This window comes from Methanobrevibacter sp. (assembly GCF_045636185.1).
In the GTDB taxonomy this organism is placed as follows: domain Archaea; phylum Methanobacteriota; class Methanobacteria; order Methanobacteriales; family Methanobacteriaceae; genus Methanocatella.
In genome coordinates this window covers 1-19,400 of the sequence record NZ_JAZTXC010000142.1, presented here as the reverse complement: position 1 = coordinate 19,400, position 19,400 = coordinate 1, and the positions used below count along the sequence as shown (strand labels likewise).

Annotated in this window: 5 protein-coding genes; 2 read left to right on the top strand and 3 right to left on the bottom strand. The window is 30.2% G+C overall.

The window, feature by feature from the left end; genetic code table 11:
• Positions 1-16: 16 nt before the first annotated feature.
• On the top strand, positions 17-15,625 hold the full coding sequence (locus ACKI3Q_RS08035) for an amino acid adenylation domain-containing protein (RefSeq protein ID WP_407415996.1): 15,609 nt from the start codon (positions 17-19) through the stop codon (positions 15,623-15,625).
• 97 nt (positions 15,626-15,722) lie between these two features.
• Complete coding sequence (pnuC, locus tag ACKI3Q_RS08030; RefSeq protein WP_407415994.1) at positions 15,723-16,403, top strand: nicotinamide riboside transporter PnuC; 681 nt, start codon at positions 15,723-15,725, stop codon at positions 16,401-16,403.
• Here pnuC and ACKI3Q_RS08025 read toward each other — a convergent pair.
• The 3 genes from ACKI3Q_RS08025 to cobQ all read right to left on the bottom strand — a co-directional run.
• Positions 16,400-17,764, bottom strand: a complete 1,365-nt coding sequence (locus tag ACKI3Q_RS08025; protein WP_407415992.1) for an MATE family efflux transporter — start codon at positions 17,762-17,764, stop codon at positions 16,400-16,402. The genes pnuC and ACKI3Q_RS08025 overlap by 4 nt on opposite strands.
• 83 nt (positions 17,765-17,847) lie before the next feature.
• Entirely contained in the window at positions 17,848-18,090 is a 243-nt protein-coding gene (locus tag ACKI3Q_RS08020) for a hypothetical protein (protein ID WP_407415990.1), read from the bottom strand.
• Between the two features lie 62 nt (positions 18,091-18,152).
• The coding region (gene cobQ, locus ACKI3Q_RS08015) for a cobyric acid synthase CobQ (RefSeq protein ID WP_407415988.1) at positions 18,153-19,400 on the bottom strand (1,248 nt) is incomplete at its 5' end.

Genomic DNA, 19,400 nt, shown 5'->3' with positions numbered 1-19,400 from the left:
TACTGATAATCTTTTAATGTTAAGTGAAGATGAATATATTGCTTTAGCTATTGCAAGGGCTTATAAAAAGACATATGGAAAAGACATTATTTTTAATCGTGAATCTCATGGCCGTGATGAAAGCATTGCTGATGTTGGCCAAACAATCGGCTGGTTTACTAGCCAATTTCCAGTTCCGGTTGATGTTAATCAGGGTTATGATAATGTTTCACTAATGAACGATGTTTATAATATTAAAAATGCATTTAATGGAGTTAAACATTTAGGATTGAATTATTCTTCTTTAATTTATACTTTGGATGAATTGGAGTATAAACATTGTCCAGTAACTTATAACTTTTTAAGTACAGAATTCATATTTAAAAATGAGCTGTTTGAGTCAGATTATGTCGAATTGAATGATGAAAAAATGTTCAATCGTAAAACATATGGTATTAGTATAAATGTGGTTCGTGGAGATGAATATTATATTTTTAAAGGAGATTATGCTGATGACACATACATTTCAAAACAATTTAATGAATTCGTTGAAAATATAAAATATGAATTAAAGTTTATAGGAGAATATAAATTTGATAATTATGTTTGTGCTTTATCTGAATCACAATTAGGAGTTTATCTGGATGAAAAAATACATGACAAAGGTAATGCTTATTCAATTCCAAAAATCTTTGAATGCGGTTTTGACCATTCTATTGAAGATATAAAAAATGCAATAACTGATTTAATAGATAAACATCCTGTTTTAAAAGGCCGTATTATGGATGGGGAAACACCTCTTTTAATTTGTGACAGTCATCCATTAATTGAAGTGGTAGATGTAGAAGATTATTCTAAATTGATTAAACCTTTCAATTTGAATGAATCTCTGGCCCGTTTTTATATTAATGAAAATGAAGAAGGTAAATTCATATTTTATGACATACATCATTTAATCAATGATGCAACAAGTACTATAATCATTGATAAAGAATTAAAAAAGGCTTTAAATGGAGAATTGGACGATACTGTTGATTTGGGTTTTATCCATAATAGTATTGATTCATTCAATTTAAAATTTAAAACAGATTATGAAGATGCCAGTAACTTCTTCAGCAATAATATTTCCGGTATTGATAAAATAGCTAATTTGTTAAATGATATTGACGGTATTGAAAATACTATTCGTATTCCTATTGTTGGAATTAAAGAAAAAATAGAATCATTTTGTCATAAAAATGGAATAACTGCAGGTAATTTATTCAATGCAGTATTTGCTTATACTTATTCTCGTTTCATGGGTAGTGAAAAAGTTTACTATACTTTCACAGAAAATGGGCGTCATGAATCATACAATCAAAATGCATTAGGTATGTATGTTAAAACAATCCCTATAATAGTTAATTGTGAAAATAAACCTATTATGGAGTTTTTAACTGACACTTCTGATTTATTTTTAGATGCCATGAAATATAGTTTCTATCCATACCGATTGCTTGCCCGAGAATTTGATTTAACAAATGATGTGACCTTTGAGTATAATTCTAATTTAAATGAACTTCCTAAAACAGATGATGAATTAATAATTGAAAACAACATATTTGATTTGGTTTCAGACTTTTTATGCATAGTAAATGATTTGTCTGACGGAATTTTAGTAAGCGTAAGTTCTTCCAAAAAATACAATAATGACACAATTATTCGCTTTTTAAATTCATATAAGGAAATACTAATTCAGATGCTGGATAAAAATGAATTAAAAGATATTGAATACACCAGCAATGAAGATTTGGATTTATTGAATATTTATAATCAAACTGAACATGATTTGGATTATAAAGATATTTTGGAAGCATTCAATGATAATCTTGCCAAATATCCTGATAATAAATTGGTATCCTATAATGATGTTTCATATAGTTATTCTGAAGGTGCTTTTATTTCAGATAAAATATCTAAGAAATTGTTGGATTTAAATATTAACTCTCAAGATTGTGTTGCATTTTTAGTTAATCGTTCTGAATGGTATGTATTTTCTGTTTTAGGAATCCTGTCTGTAGGAGCCATTTTTGTTCCTTTGGATGATTCTCATCCAGATAATAGGATTGAATTTATAGTTAAAGATACGAATGCTAAAGTTATTCTTACTACTGATGATACTTATCAACGTGCTAAAATGTTATTTAAAGATTCAATTATTATAAACATGTCAGATATTGTAAATGAAGCTATAGGACATCTGAATCATCTTGATATCTGTTATGGGGATGTTGCTTCAATTTTATATACTAGTGGTAGTACTGGTTTTCCTAAAGGAGTAAAGATTACTAGAAAATCTATTCTTAATGTTGCGGCTTATTATGCTGACACTTATGATTTAAACAATGATGACGTTTATGGTTTATATCCATCAATTGGATTTGACGCCGGTTGTGAATCTATATTCAAAGCTATTTATGCTGGATCTTGTCTATCAATAGTCCCAAATGATATAAAATTAAATATGGTAAAATTGAATGAATATTTCATTGAGCAAAATGTGACTCATACCATGATTACTACCCAGGTGGGTAAACTGTTTATGGAAATTAATGATAATACTTCTTTAAACTATTTATTTGTAGGTGGGGAAAAATTAGGAGAAATAAAAAATCCGGAAAATTATATTCTGGTTGATGAATACGGCCCTACTGAAACAAATAATTTCATCACCTCAATTAAATATGGAGATAAGAAAGATTATTCTTCCATTGGGCATCTTAATTACAATTCAAAAGTTTATATTTTGGATTCAGAAAAAAGGCCAGTTCCTTATGGTGCCATAGGGGAATTGCATTTGGCAGGTTATCAGGTTTCTAAAGGTTATTTAAACCAGGATGAGGAAAATCATAAATCATTTATTGATAATCCATTTGCTAATGACAAAAATTACTCTAAATTGTATTGCACTGGTGATATGGTGCGTATGTTGTCTGATGGCACTTTAAGTATTTTAGGCCGTCAAGACAATCAAGTTAAAATCCGTGGAAATCGTGTAGAACTGTCTGAAGTGGAATCAACAATCAGAAGTATCGATTATGTAAAAGATGTTACAATTCAAATAGTTAATAACAATGGGAATAATGAGTTAATAGCATATATTGTATCTTCAAAGGATTTGGAAAATAAAGAATTATTTGATTCAATTTCTAATTATGTAAGGGAGCGTAAACCGGATTATATGGTTCCTTCTTATGTAATAAAATTAGATGAAATTCCATTGAATATTAACGGTAAAGTTGATAAACATGCATTGCCTAAAGTGGATTTAGATAGTTTACATGCCGAATTTGTTCCACCAACAACAGAAAATGAAAAAGCAATAGTTGATGTGTTTGAAGAAGTATTTAACCAAAAGGGCATTGGTTTATATGATGATTTTATTCAGTTAGGTGGAGATTCTATTTCTGCTATTCGTGTTGTTTCATTACTTCAAAAAAGAGGAATTGACTGTAATGCAAGAGACATTCTAGATTATAAAACTCCATATGTAATTGCACAGAATATTAGTGTGTTTGATCAGGTTTCATATGATGCAACTGAAGGTAATGTGGATCTTCTCCCAATTCAGGATTACTTCTTTGATAAAATAAACGCCAACAATTATTCTCAGGAATTTATTTTAAAGTCAAAAATTAATCTGAATCTGGATATTTTACAGAAAGCATTTGATGAATTGACTAATGTCCATGACATGTTAAGGGTAAAATACAGAAATGATAATGATGAGATAATTCAGGAGATAATGCCAATTAATACTCATATCTGTAAAATCAAGGAATATACTATAGATAATGACTTAAAAGATAGTATAAAAGATATAATCATTGAATTAAATGATTCATTGGATATAAATGGTGAATTGATAAAGATTAATTTGATTCACCATGGAGATGATTCATATCTTGTTTTCGTAATTCATCATTTAATTATTGATGGTGTTAGTTGGAGTATTTTAATCAATGATTTAACTCAAATTTATATGCAGATGGTTAAAGATAATGAAATTAATCTTTTAAGACCATATCCTTACAAATTATGGGTCAATGATGTTAAACAATTGGTTGAAAACATTTCTGAAAGTGAAAAACAACATTGGATAAAAATTAATGAATCAATAGATGAATCTTCCATTAAAGGACAGTCAAATCCTTTTAATTTTAACATGGACATTAAATTTGATGTTAATAATTTATTAAGATTGTCTGAAGAAGAGTATTTGGCTTTAAGTATAGCCCGTGCTTATAAAAAGACTTATGGCAAAAACATTATTTTTAATAGGGAAACACATGGACGTGATGAAAGTATTGCCAATGTGGCAGGAACATTGGGTTGGTTTACAAGCAAATATCCTGTACTTGTAGATGTAAGTAATGATTATGACAATATTTCTTTAACTAATGATGTTTATGGTCTTAAAACTGCATTTAAGGACGTTAATCATTTAGGATTAAATTATGCTTCTTTAATTTATACTCTTAAAGAATTGGAGTATAAACAATGCCCAGTCACATTTAATTTCTTAAGTGATGAATTTATTTTTGAAAATGAACTTTTCAAATCAATTAATTATGATTTATTTAATTTGGATGAGTTATATGAATTTAGACAGGGCTCTGAATTTTATGGAATTACCTTAAACGTATTTAATATGGGTGGATCTTATATTTTCAGTGGATATTATGCAATGGATACATATATTGGGGATGAATTTGATACATTTGTTGAAAATATTAAAAAAGAACTGGATTTCATTGGAAATTATGAATTTGATGATGGTATTGTCACCTGCTTGTCTGAACCACAAATTGGAATTTATCTGGATGAAAAAGTCAACGATAAGGGAATAGCATATTCTTCAAATGATATTCTGGAATGTAAATTGGATAAATCCGTTAATGATATTAAACAAGCTATTTATTCTTTAATTGATAAGCATCCTATTTTAAAAGGCCGTATTTTGGATACTGCAGATATGCCTCTTTTGGTTTGTGACAGTTATCCGTCAATTGAAGTTGTCGATACTGATGATTATTCTGAATTAGTCAAACCATTTGATTTGGATATGAATTTGGCCAGATTCTTTATCATTGATAAACCTGAAAGTAAATTTATCTTTTACGACCTGCACCATATTATCAGTGATGCAAGCACTCGTGGTATTATTAATAAGGAATTAAATGAAGCATTGGATAATTCTTTAGATGATTCAATAGATTTAGGTTTTATTTACGATAGTTATGATTCATTTGAATCCAAATTCGAATCACGTTATGAATCTGCTCATGAATTCTTTAATATGGAATTTGACGATATGGATGATGTTGAGTCTTTAGTGGATGACATTGACGGGCGTAATGGTAGTGTCAGTCTGTTCATTCCTGATGTTCGAGAACGTGCTGAACAATTTATTCGAGAGAATGGTATTAGTATAGGTAATTTATTAAATTCCGTTTTTGCATACACTTATTCTCGTTTCACAGGAAGTAATAAAGTTTATTATAATTTCACTGAACATGGACGTCATGAATCTTATAATCAAAATGCTGTTGGAATGTTTATCCGTACTATTCCGGTTATTGTGGATTGTAAAGACAGACAAATTAATGACTATGTTCATGATGTTTCTGATTTGATTTTAGAATCTATGGCAAACAGTATTTATCCTTTCAGATTACTTGTAAGAGAATTTGGTTTAAACAATAATGTTACTTTTGAATATAATTCCACTTTAAACGAAATACCTGATATTGATGAGAATATAGTATTCAGTGATACTGCAAATGGTGTTTCTGAATTTTTATGTGTTGTCAATGACTATGATAATGGTTTTATTGTTAATGTAAGTCATTTGGATAAAATCAGCCAGAATACTGCTGAACGTTTTGTGAATGTGTTTAAAGAAATATTGGTTCAAATTTTAGATAAAAAAACTTTAAAAGAAATTGATTACACTTCTGATGACGATAAAAGAATTTTAAATAAATATAATCAAACTGAATATGATTTGGGCTATGATGATATTTTAGATGCTTTTAATTATAATTTATCAAAATATCCTGACAATAAACTCGTTTCCATGGAAGATAAATGTTATAGCTATGGTGAAGGAGCATATATAGCTGAAAAAATTGCTAAACAATTAATTGATATTGGTGTAAACAGGCAGGATAATGTTGCATTTTTACTTCCTCGTAGTGAGTATTATATGTTTGCGGTTTTAGGCATAATGTCAATGGGCGGAGTTTATGTTCCTTTAGATGATAAGTTGCCGGATAAACGTATAGAATTCATACTGGAAGATTGCGATACAAAAGCGATTATTGTTAGTGATGAAACATGTAAGCGCGCTCAAAATATAACTGATATTGAAATCGTAAATATTTCATCCATTATTGGAGAGAATATAGAATCATTAAATCAATTACCTGTTGTTCATGATGATTTAGCCTGTATTTTATATACCAGTGGAACTACTGGAATTCCAAAAGGTGTTAAAATCACACGCAAAGCCATACTTAACATATCTGAGCATTATATTGATGAAAACAATTTAAGTAATGATAATGTTTATGGATTATATGCATCCATTGGTTTTGATGCTGCTTCAGAAGCAATATGTCAAACTTTTCATGATGGAGCATGTTTATCAATTATTCCTGAAGATGTCCGTTTGGATATGGACAGATTAAATGATTATTTCATTAATCAGGGAATTACTCATGTCATGATGACAACACAGGTGGCTAAACTCTTTATGCGCAGTATTGATAAAACATCACTAAAAGTTTTAAAGGTTGGTGGTGAAAAATTAGGTGAAATAACTAATCCATCTGACTATAAGATAATTGATGGATATGGACCTACCGAGACTTTTGCATATATAACTTCAATTGATAATAACGATAAAGTTGATTACTCATCAATTGGTATGTTGAATTATAATACTAAAGCATATGTATTGGATAATGAATTCAGGCAGGTCCCTTATGGTGGTGTAGGTGAATTATACATTGCAGGATACCAAGTTGCAAAAGGATACCTAAACCGTGATGAAGAAACAAAATCTTCATTTTTAGAAAATCCATTTAACAGTACTAAATGTTATGAAGTATTATACCGCAGTGGAGATATGGTAAGATTTTTACCTGATGGATCATTGGCTATTGTTGGTCGTCGTGACAATCAGGTTAAAATACGTGGAAATCGTGTTGAATTAGCTGAAATTGAATCTACAATTCGAGAATTGGATTATGTTGATGATGTTACTCTTCAAACTATTAAAAATGAATCCAATAATGAATTGGTAGCTTATGTTGTAGCATCTGATGAAATTGAAGATATTGAGCGTTATGTTTGTGATTATGTTGGTGAAAACAAACCGGGATATATGGTTCCTTCATTTGTTGTTAAAATGGATTTTATTCCTCTAACTGTAAATGGAAAAGTAGACAAACGTTCTTTACCTGAAGTTGAAATTGATGCTTTGCGTGCAGATTATGTGGCTCCAAAAACGGAAATAGAAAAAGAGATTGTTGAAGCATTCCAAAAAGTTTTCAATCAGGAAAAAATAAGTGTGTATGATGATTTCATTCGTCTTGGTGGAGATTCATTAACTGCTATCCAATTAATATCTTATCTTAAGGATTATAATATTACTGCAGGGGAAATTTTAAGTTTGCGTACTCCTCATGCAATTTCAAAAAATATTAGTAAAAATCAGTTTAATTTAGATATTTATACTTTGGATTCCGGATGTCCTTTAAATGAACCACAATTAAATGTTTATTTGGATATAATGGTTAAAAATAAAGTAAACTCATATATTATACCTTTCTTCATGGAAATTTCAAAGAAATATAGTGTTAATGAGATAATTGATGCTATAGAAGAAATGTTTAATATTCATCCGATTTTAGGAATGCATGTTAGCGATAATCATGATGTACCTTATTTGGTTATGGGATCTAAACCTCCTATTATTGTTAAATCTCAACGTGATGATGAATTTATCAAATCATATTTATTAAAACCATTTGATTTAAATGGTAATTTATGCAGATTTTTAATAATTGAAAATAATGAAAAATTCGAGTTATTTGCATCATTCCACCACATTATATTTGATGCAATATCCAACCAGGTATTTAAAAGAGATTTACATACAGTTCTTGATGGCGGTAGTGTTGGCATTGATGATTCATTTTTAAAGGTTTCAGCTTTCACACAACAAATAAAACATACTGAAGAATATGAAAATGCAAATAATTTTTATAAAAGCATGTTGGATGAAAGTGATGATGTTGGTATTTTATTGGATAGTGTACTGCCTGATGGATCAGGCTCTATATATGTTGATTTGGATTTAAATTCCAATATACTAAAATCATTTATTAAAGAAAATCAAATTACTAAAAATGTTTTATTCACTGGTGTTTTTGCTTATACATTATCCCGTTTTGTTGCTAATGAACAGGTATTATTTAATATAGTTGAAAATGGAAGAGATAGATTCAATAATTTAAATGCAATAGGCATGTTTGTAAACACTTTACCTGTATTGGCTAATTGTGAAAATCAGGACGTTTCATCATTTATGAGATATATGTCTCAATTGCTTTATGATATAACAAAATACAATTATTATTCATTTAGATTACTTGCAAATGAATTCAATTTTGATTCAAATATCATATTCCAGTTCATACCAGATTTGTTATATGATGCTGAAAATGTTGTTGAAAATGATATTGATTTCGAAAATGACTATAATCTCATCAACGATTTGAATGTCAATGTGATTCAAAATGGAGAAGAATATAACTTAAATATTAACTATTCCAATAAATATTCCAGTGACTTTATCAATGCCTTTGCTGAATCATATAAATTAATTTTACATGAAATAACAAATGTTGATAAATTAAATGAAATCAATTACATTTCTAATGAGGATATTAAAATTTTAGATGAATATAATAAGACTGACAAAGATTTAATCTATGATGATATTTTAGATGCATTTAATGACCATTTAGCTAAACGTCCTAACAGCAATCTTGTTTCATTAAATGAAAATCATTACACTTATTCCGAAGGTGCTTTCATTGCAGATAAAATTGCTAAACAATTAATCAACATTGGTATAAGTGAAAAGGATTATGTTGCATTTTTACTTCCTCGTAGTGAATATTATATGTTTGCTGTTTTAGGCATAATGTCTACTGGTGCAGTTTATGTTCCTCTGGATGATAACTTGCCTGATAAACGTTTGGAATTCATACTTAAAGATACTGCAAGCAAGGTCATTATTGTCAGCGATGAAACATACAATCGTGTTGGCCATATATCTGAAGATTTAACTGTTTTAAATCTATCTGAAATAATTGATGAGGGTCCTGGAAATTTATCATTTTTACCTGTTACATATAATAATTTGGCATGTATTTTGTATACTAGTGGAACAACAGGACTTCCTAAAGGAGTTAAAATTACAAGAAAAGCAATTCTTAACTTATCCACCGTTTATGCTGAAAATTATGATTTCACTAATGATGATGTTTATGGTTTGTTTGCGAATATTGGTTTTGATGCAGCTTCAGAGGCTATATTTCAGACTATTTATGCTGGAGCTTGTTTGTCTATTGTTCCAGAAGATATCAAACTAAACATGTTTTATTTGAATGATTACTTTATTGATCAGGGTGTTACACACACTATGATTACTACTCAAGTGGGCAGATTGTTCATAAAAGAAATTGATGAAACCTCTCTAAAAGTTTTAACTGTTGGTGGTGAGATATTGGGTGAAGTTGAAAGCCCTAATTATATTTTGGTTGATGGTTATGGTCCAACTGAAACATTTGCTTTTATTTGTAAATCTATGGTTTCAGATAAGATTCACCATTCTTCTGTAGGTTTATTAAATTATAATACTAAAGCATACATTTTAGATAAAGAAGGCAGGCGTGTACCAATAGGTGCTGTCGGAGAATTATATGTTTCTGGTTATCAACTTGCAAATGGATATTTAAATAAAAAGGAAGAAACAGACAAAAATTTCGTTAAAAATCCATTTGATAATTCTCCAAAATACAATATGCTATATCGTACTGGAGATTTGGTGCGTTTATTACCTGACGGATCTTTAGGTATTGTAGGTCGTCAGGATAGGCAAGTAAAAATCAGAGGTAACCGTGTAGAATTAAGTGCTGTTGAAAGTATTATCAGTAAGTTAGACTATGTTGAAGATGTTACAGTTCAAACATTTAAAAATAATCATAATAATGAGTTAGTGGCATATGTTGTTTTATCTAAAGAAGTCCCAAAATTTAAAGAATCTATTTCTGAATACATAAGTTTAAATAAACCCGCATATATGGTTCCTTCATTTATAATTGAATTGGATGAAATTCCGTTAACAATTAATGGTAAAGTGAATAAACGTGAATTGCCTAAAGTTGAATGGGATAAGTTATATAGAAATTATTATGGTCCAACAAATAAAATGGAAGAAATTGTAATCCATGTTTTTGAAGAAGTATTTAATTATGAAGGAATTAGTTTATTTGATGATTTCACACTTTTAGGTGGAGATTCCATCATTGCTATTCGTGTTGTTTCATTACTTAATGATAAATCTATTCATTGTAATGCAAGTGATATATTAAAGTATAAAACTCCTTATTTAATTGCACAAAATATTGGAAAACATATTGAAAAAATTTCATATGATGCTACTGAAGGTGAAGTTGAATTACTGCCTATACAGAAGTTTTTCTTTGATCATATAAATAAAAATAAGTTCGCTCAGAATTTTATTTTAAAAATGAGTGAAGATATTGATGTTGATAAATTACAGCAGGCTTTAAATGAGTTAGTTAATATCCATGACATGCTGCGTGCAGTTTATAGATTTGAAGGAGATACTCCTATTCAGGAAATCCTGCCTTTAAACGCCCGCCAGTATAATATTAACGAATATACTATCAAGGAGAATTTGGAAGAAAATGTGATTAATATTTTTATTGATTCGCTTAATTCATTGGATATTCAACATAAGCTGATTGATACCAGTTTAATTAAATATGGTGGCGAATATTACTTTATCATTGTTGCTCATCATTTAATTATTGATGGAGTTAGTTGGAATATTTTATTAGGGGATTTAACTCAAATTTACTTTAATCTAGTTGAAGGTGTTAAAATAGATCTTTTAAGACCATATCCTTATAAAAACTGGGTTAATGATGTTAAACAATTAGTTAATAATATATCTGATGAAGAAAAACAACATTGGATTGATGTTAATAATCTATTAGATGATGATTTGATTAAAGGTGATTCAAGAAGATTTTCATTTAATGCTGAAATAGACTATGATGCTGATAATTTGTTAATGTTATCTGAAAATGAATACTTGGCTTTAGCAATAGCACGTGCATATAAAAAGACCTATGATAAAGATATTGTTTTCAATGTTGAATCTTATGGTCGTGATGAAAGTTTAGCTAATGTTTCAAGAACAATAGGTTGGTTCACTAGCCAATATCCTGTTTCAATTAAGATAAGTAATGGGTATGACAATATTTCATTAATGGAAGATGTTTATAATCTTAAAACTGCTTTTAAAGATATTGATAATTTAGGTCTTAATTATTCTTCTTTAATTTACACTACTGGTGAATTGGAATTTAAACATTGCCCAGTTTCATTTAATTTCTTAAGCTCAGAATTCATTTTTAAAAATAAATTATTCGAATCAATGAATGATTATCTATCAGATAATGATGAAATTATAGATATTGATGTTGACGCTGAATCCTATGGTATTTCCTTTAATATTTCCCGTATAGATAATCATTATCTTTTTAGAGGAAATTATGCAGATGGAACTTATCTGGGTGATGAATTCAAGACTTTCCATGAAAATATTTTATCTGAATTAAAATTCATTGGAAATTATAGTTTCAAAAAAGAAGGTATAGTTTGTTGTTTATCTGAACCCCAATTGGGAGTTTATTTGGATGAAAAAATGCATGATAAGGGAATAAGTTATTCGGTTTTGGGTGTTTTTGAATGCGGATTGTCAAAATCTATTGATGAAATTGAAAATGGCATCCATGAATTAATTGACAAACATCCTATTTTAAAAGCACGTATTTTAGATACAGGTAATCGTTCCCTTTTAATTTGTGATGCTTATCCATCAATTGAAGTTGTAAATGCTGATGATTATTCTAAATTAGTAAAACCTTTTGATTTAAATAAATCTTTAGCTCGTTTCTATATTATAGAAAATAGTGAAGGTAAGTTTGTATTCTATGATATGCACCATATTATTAGCGATGCTACTTCTGTAAGTATTCTTAATAAAGAATTAAACTGTGCTATAAATGGTGAATTAAATAGGGATGTGGATTATGGTTTTGTTTATGCAGGCTCTGAATCATTTGAATCTAAATTCACAGATGAGTATAAATCAGCATATGAATTTTTCAAAGATATGTTAGCGGACATTGATGATGTTGCATATTTATTGGAGGATGTTGAAGGTTCTGCAGGTAGTGTTACTCTACCAATTAGAGGCATAAGGAATCAGGTTGAATCATTTGTAAAAAATAAAGGTGTTAGTTTGGGAAGTTTCTTAAATTCAGTTTTTGCATATACGTATTCACGTTTTACCGGAGGAGATAAGGTTTACTATAATTTCACTGAACATGGACGTCATCATAATTACAGTCAGGATGCTTTAGGAATGTTTGTTCGTACTGTTCCGATTGTAATGGATTGTAAAGATAGACTTGTGGATGAATATTTATATGATGCTTCTAATTTGATTTTATCAGCATTAACTAATAGTTTTTATCCATTCAGAGTACTTTCCAATGATTTTAATTTGAACAATAAAGTTACATTTGAATATAATCGTAATTTGAATGATGTATCCGATGTTGGTGATGATATAACATTCAGTGATTTTACAAACTGTGTTTCTGAATTTTTATGTGTTCTTAATGATTTGGATGATGGTTTTGTCATTTCTGTCAGCCATAGAGATAAATTCAGCCAGGATACTGCCGAAAGATTTGTAAATGTATTTAAGGAAGTATTAATGCAATTTGTAGAAAAGGAAAATCTAAGGGATATTAATTATATTTCAAATAATGATATTCTACTTTTAAATGAGTATAATCAAAGAAATCAGGATTTAACATATACTAATGTTTTAGATGCATTCAATGATAATTTAGCAAAATATCCAAACAATAAACTTGTGTATGGTGAAAATAGAAATTATACTTATGGTGAAGGAGCTTACATATCAGATAAAATCGCTAAAAAATTGATGGAATTAGGTGTAAAAGCTCAGGATTTCGTTGGATTTTTAGTTGAAAAATCTGAATATTATGTATTTAATATATTGGGTATTTTATCAATCGGGGCCGTTTTTGTACCGTTGGATGATAATCATCCTGATGAGCGTATAAAGTTCATGTTAACCGATACAAAATCCAAGGTTCTTATTGTTAGCGATGAAACATATGAGCGTGCTTTGAATTTATCACTGGATATTACTCTTTTAAATATTAATGATATTTTTAATGAAAATATTGAGTCATTACCATCCCTACCTGTTACTGATGGTAATTTGGCCTGTATTTTATATACAAGTGGAACAACAGGTATTCCAAAGGGTGTTAAAATTACAAGAAAAGCCATTGTTAATTATCTTGAGGGTTTCAATAAAATAGCTGAACTCAAAAAGAATGATGTTTTCGCTATGTTTTCATCCATTGGGTTTGATGCTGGAGCAATTAAGAGCATATTATTGCCAATATTCACAGGATCTTCTTTAACCATTATTCCGGAAGATATTAGATTAAATATTCCTGAATTAAATAAATTCTTCATTGATAATCAAGTGACATACACAAGTATCACTACTCCTGTTGCCAAATTATTTATAAAGAATGTTGATAATACTTCTTTGAAAGTTTTAACAACAGGTGGTGAAAAATTAGGTCAAGTAAATAAATCTCTTGATTATTTGGTTATTGATGGATATGGTCCAACAGAAGGCTGTGTATCCGTTTGTGCAATTGAACAAAGCACTAGGATAGATCCATCTTCAGTTGGTCATTTATATAATAATATTAAAGCATATATTTTAGATAATGAATTTAGACAAGTTCCAGTTGGAGCCATAGGTGAGTTATATTTATCAGGTATTCAAATTGCTGATGGATACTTAAATAGGGATGAAGAAACTGAAAAAGCATTCATCAATAATCCTTTCGATGATAGTGAAGATTATAATGTGATGTATCGTACTGGTGACCTTGTAAGACTTTTACCTGATGGATCATTAGGTATTGCCGGCCGCCGTGATAATCAGGTTAAAGTTCGGGGAAATCGTATTGAACTGTCTGAAATAGAGTCTACAATAAGAACTATGGATATTATTGATGATGTAACTGTTCAAACAGTTAATAATAAGGGAAATAATGAAATTGTGGCTTATGTTGTTGTATCAAATGATTTGGAAGAAAATAAAGTTAGAGAATTAATTCAAGATCATGTTGCAAACCTTAAACCAAATTATATGGTGCCTTCATATGTTATTAAATTAGAGTCTATTCCATTGAATGTTAACGGTAAAGTAGATAAGAAATCTTTGCCTGAAGTGGATGTTTCTTCTTTACGTAGCAAATATGTTGCCGCGAGGAATGAAACTGAAAAATATATAATAGATGCCTTTGAAAATGTGTTTAATGAGAAAGATATCGGTATATATGATGATTTCATCAATATGGGTGGAGATTCATTAGCTGCTATCCAGATTGTTTCATTATTAGCTGAAAAGGATATTATTTTAAATGCCAATACTATCATGACGGAAAGAACTCCTTATAAAATTGCACTGCACGTTACTCAAAATTTAAACACTAAAGGATTTAATTTAGTTAAAAAAGGAAAAATTAATAAAAACATGTTTTTAATTCCTGCTATGGATGGTTTATCTATAATATTTTCAGATTTAATTCAAAATATTGATTTTGAAGGAAATATCTATGTTATTGATGATTTTAGATATGAATTATCATTAGATGAAATCAAAAACACAAATCATGAAGATATTTTTAATTATTATTATAATGAAATTAAGGATTTATTCTGTGATGGAGATATTATTGCTGGATATTCCTTAGGTTGTATTTATGCATCACTGCTGGTTGAAAAACTGGAAAAAGATAAAAAAGTAGATAAATGTATTCTTATAGATGGTACATTATCATTTGCAAGTAATAAAAAGCCAAATAAAGAAGATATAGCAAAACAAACAAGGGATTTATATAATAATTATAATTTAAATAAGAATGCTAAAAAACTCATTGATAAAGTTATAGAAATATCCTATGTCAATTCAACATGGAATTTCCATACGCCTCAAATAAATACGCACATAATTTATTTAGCAACTTCAGATACAAATAAAAAATCCTTAAAAATCATATCAAATAATTATGAGTTCATTTTCATTGAATCTAACCACCAAAATATTGTTACTAAAGATATAGGTAAGATTGTTAAATATTTTAAATGAAATGATTGAATTAAGTTTTCAAAGAAAACAGAGGACATTTTAAATAGTATATTCGAAAAGTAAAATATATGATTAATTGATTAGTATATGTGATTTTATGAATGATTTTTTAAAAAATGAATTCTCCGGATGGAAAAGTTGGGAAATAGTCTGGCTGTTAATAGCCACAGTTGGTATTACGATTATAACTTTTGCTTTAGGTGAAGATTATTTAGGTCTTATTGCCGCAGTAACTGGAATAATATGCGTTATTTTTGCAGGCAAAGGCAAACTGTTAACTTATTTTTTTGCTATAATTCATATTATTACATATGCGCTCATTGCATATAACGCCAGATACTATGGAATTTTAATGTTAAATGTTTTATATTATCTGCCGATGCAGTTTTACGGATTTTATGTCTGGCAGAAGAATATGAATCCGGATACCAAGGAAGTCTATAAAAAGAGTTTGTCCCGGAAAAATACACTAATACTTTTGGTTTTAGTTTTTGCAATGACAATGGCCTATGGACTTATTCTTCAAGTACTGAATGGAAATCTGCCGTTTGTTGATGCTTTAGGCACTGTTGTTGCTGTTGTTGGAATGTATATCTCTATTAAAATGTATGCCGAGCAATGGCTTTTGTGGATTATTGTCAACATTATCAATTTGGGATTATGGATTTACGCTTTTTTAAATGGCAATGGAACTGTAGCTATTTTATTCATGTGCATTATCTATCTGGCAAATTCCGTTATCATGTATTTCAAATGGAAAAATGAGGCAAATAGTTAATTGCCGAATCTTTTTCTAATTCTTTTAATTTCATATCTGGCAAAGATATAATTTATAATACTTGCCAATCCTTTTCCTACACTGAGTGCCACCCATATTCCTATTATTCCCCAGTTTAAAGTAATTGCCAGAAAATAAGCCAAAGGAGCAGCTAAAAGAATTTCTCTTAAAAGTGTAAAGAATAGGCTGTATACTCCTTTTCCGATTCCCTGATAGAAAAAGCTTGATGCTATACCTATACCGATAAATGTCAGGCAGGGACAGACAATCTGTAAATATTCGGCAATTCCAGGAATTAAATTGGCGGTTTCAGGAGTATATGCAAACATTGTAGCAAGAGGTGTTGCAAATACCACGATAAGTGTACTTATTAAAAATCCAAGTGCGATTCCAAGTTTTGAACCGTATTGGTGTGTTCTTGATAAATATTCTCCATTTTTAGCGCCATAATTACTTCCGGCTACTGCTACAACAGCAGATCCAATAGCTGTAAGTGGCATTATTGCAAAGAGGAACAATCTCTGGCCTGATGAGAATGTTGCAATGGCATAATCTCCGCCGACCTGTGAAATCATCAACAGATAGATTGACATTGCAATGGCCATAAGCATCATATCAAGAGAGGATGGGATACCTACCTTTAAAATGTCTCTTGCCATCTTTTTGTCAAACTCAAAGCCTTTAAGTGTAACATGAACGTAAGTGTCTTTCTTAATTAAAATCCAGTATAAGATTACGGAAGCGGCAATTGCAGCACTAAATATTGTTGCAAGGGATGCTCCGGCAGATCCTAAGCCTAATGTGTAGATGAAGATTGGATCTAAAATAGCATTCAATATGACTGTAACAATAACAGCATACATTGCTCTTTTCATGTCTCCTTCTCCACGAAGAATTCCGCTTGAACCGTTTGACAGCATCAATGCAATAAGTCCTAAAAAGAGTGGAGTTGAATATGCATCAGCTTCAACAAGGGTTTGGCCTGATGCTCCATAACTGCTTAAAATCATGTCCTGAAATAATATAAAAAATAATGATAATACAATTGATGCGACTATGAATATGATTAATGAGTGTGTTGCTGACTGGTTGGCCTTTTCGTGATTTTTGGCTCCAATAAAACGACTTATACTACTAGTTGCACCGTTTCCAAGTCCTACACTTGCACCGTTAAGCACCATAAATATTGGTGTTACAAAACCTATTCCCGCAATGGCCTCCTGACCTAAGCCTGCTACCCAAATACCATCAATGATATTGTATGTTGCAGTTAAAATCATTGAAATCATAATTGGGACAGCTAATTTTCTTATTGCAGTTTCCGGTTTTCCAGTCATTAATTCAATATTATCATTAGCCATGATAGAATATTTGAATGTGATAGTATTTATAATATATAAAAAAAGTTAAGTAAAAAAAGAGTAAAAAAAAGAGCTGAATAAATCTATTCAGCGTTAATTTCAATGTCAAAGGTCATAGATTCAACTTTAGCACTTTCACCAGATTTGATGGTGTATATAGGTGAGCCTTGTAAGATTAAATTATTGTTAACTTCTCTGATTTTGTTATCAGCTACTTCTTGCATGTGGGTTCCGTCACATAAAAATCCGGAAAATCCTTCGCCTTCTAATTTGTATGAAATTACTTCACCATTTATTTTGTTAGTTGCTTTTACATTTACAATCATAATTAAAATCTCCATTATAATTATTACTATTATTTATGTTTTTTTCATATATAAATTAATTATTATTTGAAAATCAATTCATCAATAATGTCCATGTCAAGGTTTTCTTCAACAATCTGTGCCAGCTTGTTTATTGAGTAGTTTTTCTGGGCTTCGTATGGGTCTTCCCCTTCCTGTATTTCAAGACCTTTTTTGGCTCTGATGTAGTTTAAAAACTCTCTTCTGAAATTATAATTGTTGAATATTCCGTGGAAATAGGTTGCAAAAATGTTTTCATGGGATGCCCCGTCCACTAATCCTGTTTCATCATTTCCCTGACCTTTCTTGATTTCTAAAAGGGCACAGCATTCATTGAGTGTACTGGTTCCCTCGTGGATTTCATAGCCGGTAACGCTTTCGCCAACTATATTTTTAAATATTTCACCTGCAATACCTTCCAGATTTTCAGGAATAATTGCTTCGGATTGTGTTACGATTTTGTCTGAACGTTCAAACTCGGATGTTATTGGAAGAAGACCAAGGCCTTTTATTGTTCCCTGCTTTGATTCCTTTTTGGCTTCGTCAATGATTTCCTCACCCAGTATCTGAAATCCTCCGCAGATTCCGATAACCGGTATTTCAGCTGACTTTTCAATTATTTTGTCTGCAAGGCCGCTTTGCCATAGCTCATAGACGTCCTGTGTAGAGTTACGGGTTCCCGGAATGATTATTGCATCAACATCGCCTATGTCATCATTTATTCCAATCATCTTTATTCCGACATCACTTTCAGCTTCAAATGGATCGATGTCTGTAAAATTAGCTATTTTCGGAAGTCTGATAACTCCAATCATAATGTCCTTGTCATCATCAAAGTTATGGGTTGTAAGTGATGCTGAGTCCTCTTCAGGCAGTCTCAATGTTTCATCATAGGGAAGTACACCTAAAACAGGCTCGCCGGTTATCTCTTCAATTCTGTCAAGTCCCGGCTTTAGGATGTCAAGATTTCCTCTGAACTTATTGATTACAGTGGCCTTTAAACGGGATCTGTCATAATCGTCAAGAAGCACATATGTTCCGGCAATGGCAGCAAATACTCCTCCCATTTCAATGTCTGCTATTAAGATAACATTTGCATCTGCCAGATGAGCAATTTCCATATTTGCAATGTCCTGGTCTCTCATATTGATTTCTGCCGGTGAGCCTGCTCCTTCAATAACGATTATGTCATATTCTTTGGATAGTATGTCAAAGCTTTCTTTTATGGCATTGAATGCATCATCATGGTATTTGTGCTGGTAATCGTAGAAATTCATGTCTCCAATGGATTT

Coding starts and splice junctions, on each gene's coding strand:
- ACKI3Q_RS08035 (WP_407415996.1), top strand. CDS start 17: ATGTTAAGTGAAGATGAATATATTGCTTTAGCTATTGCAAGGGCTTAT.
- pnuC (WP_407415994.1), top strand. CDS start 15,723: ATGAATGATTTTTTAAAAAATGAATTCTCCGGATGGAAAAGTTGGGAA.
- ACKI3Q_RS08025 (WP_407415992.1), bottom strand. CDS start 17,764: ATGGCTAATGATAATATTGAATTAATGACTGGAAAACCGGAAACTGCA.
- ACKI3Q_RS08020 (WP_407415990.1), bottom strand. CDS start 18,090: ATGATTGTAAATGTAAAAGCAACTAACAAAATAAATGGTGAAGTAATT.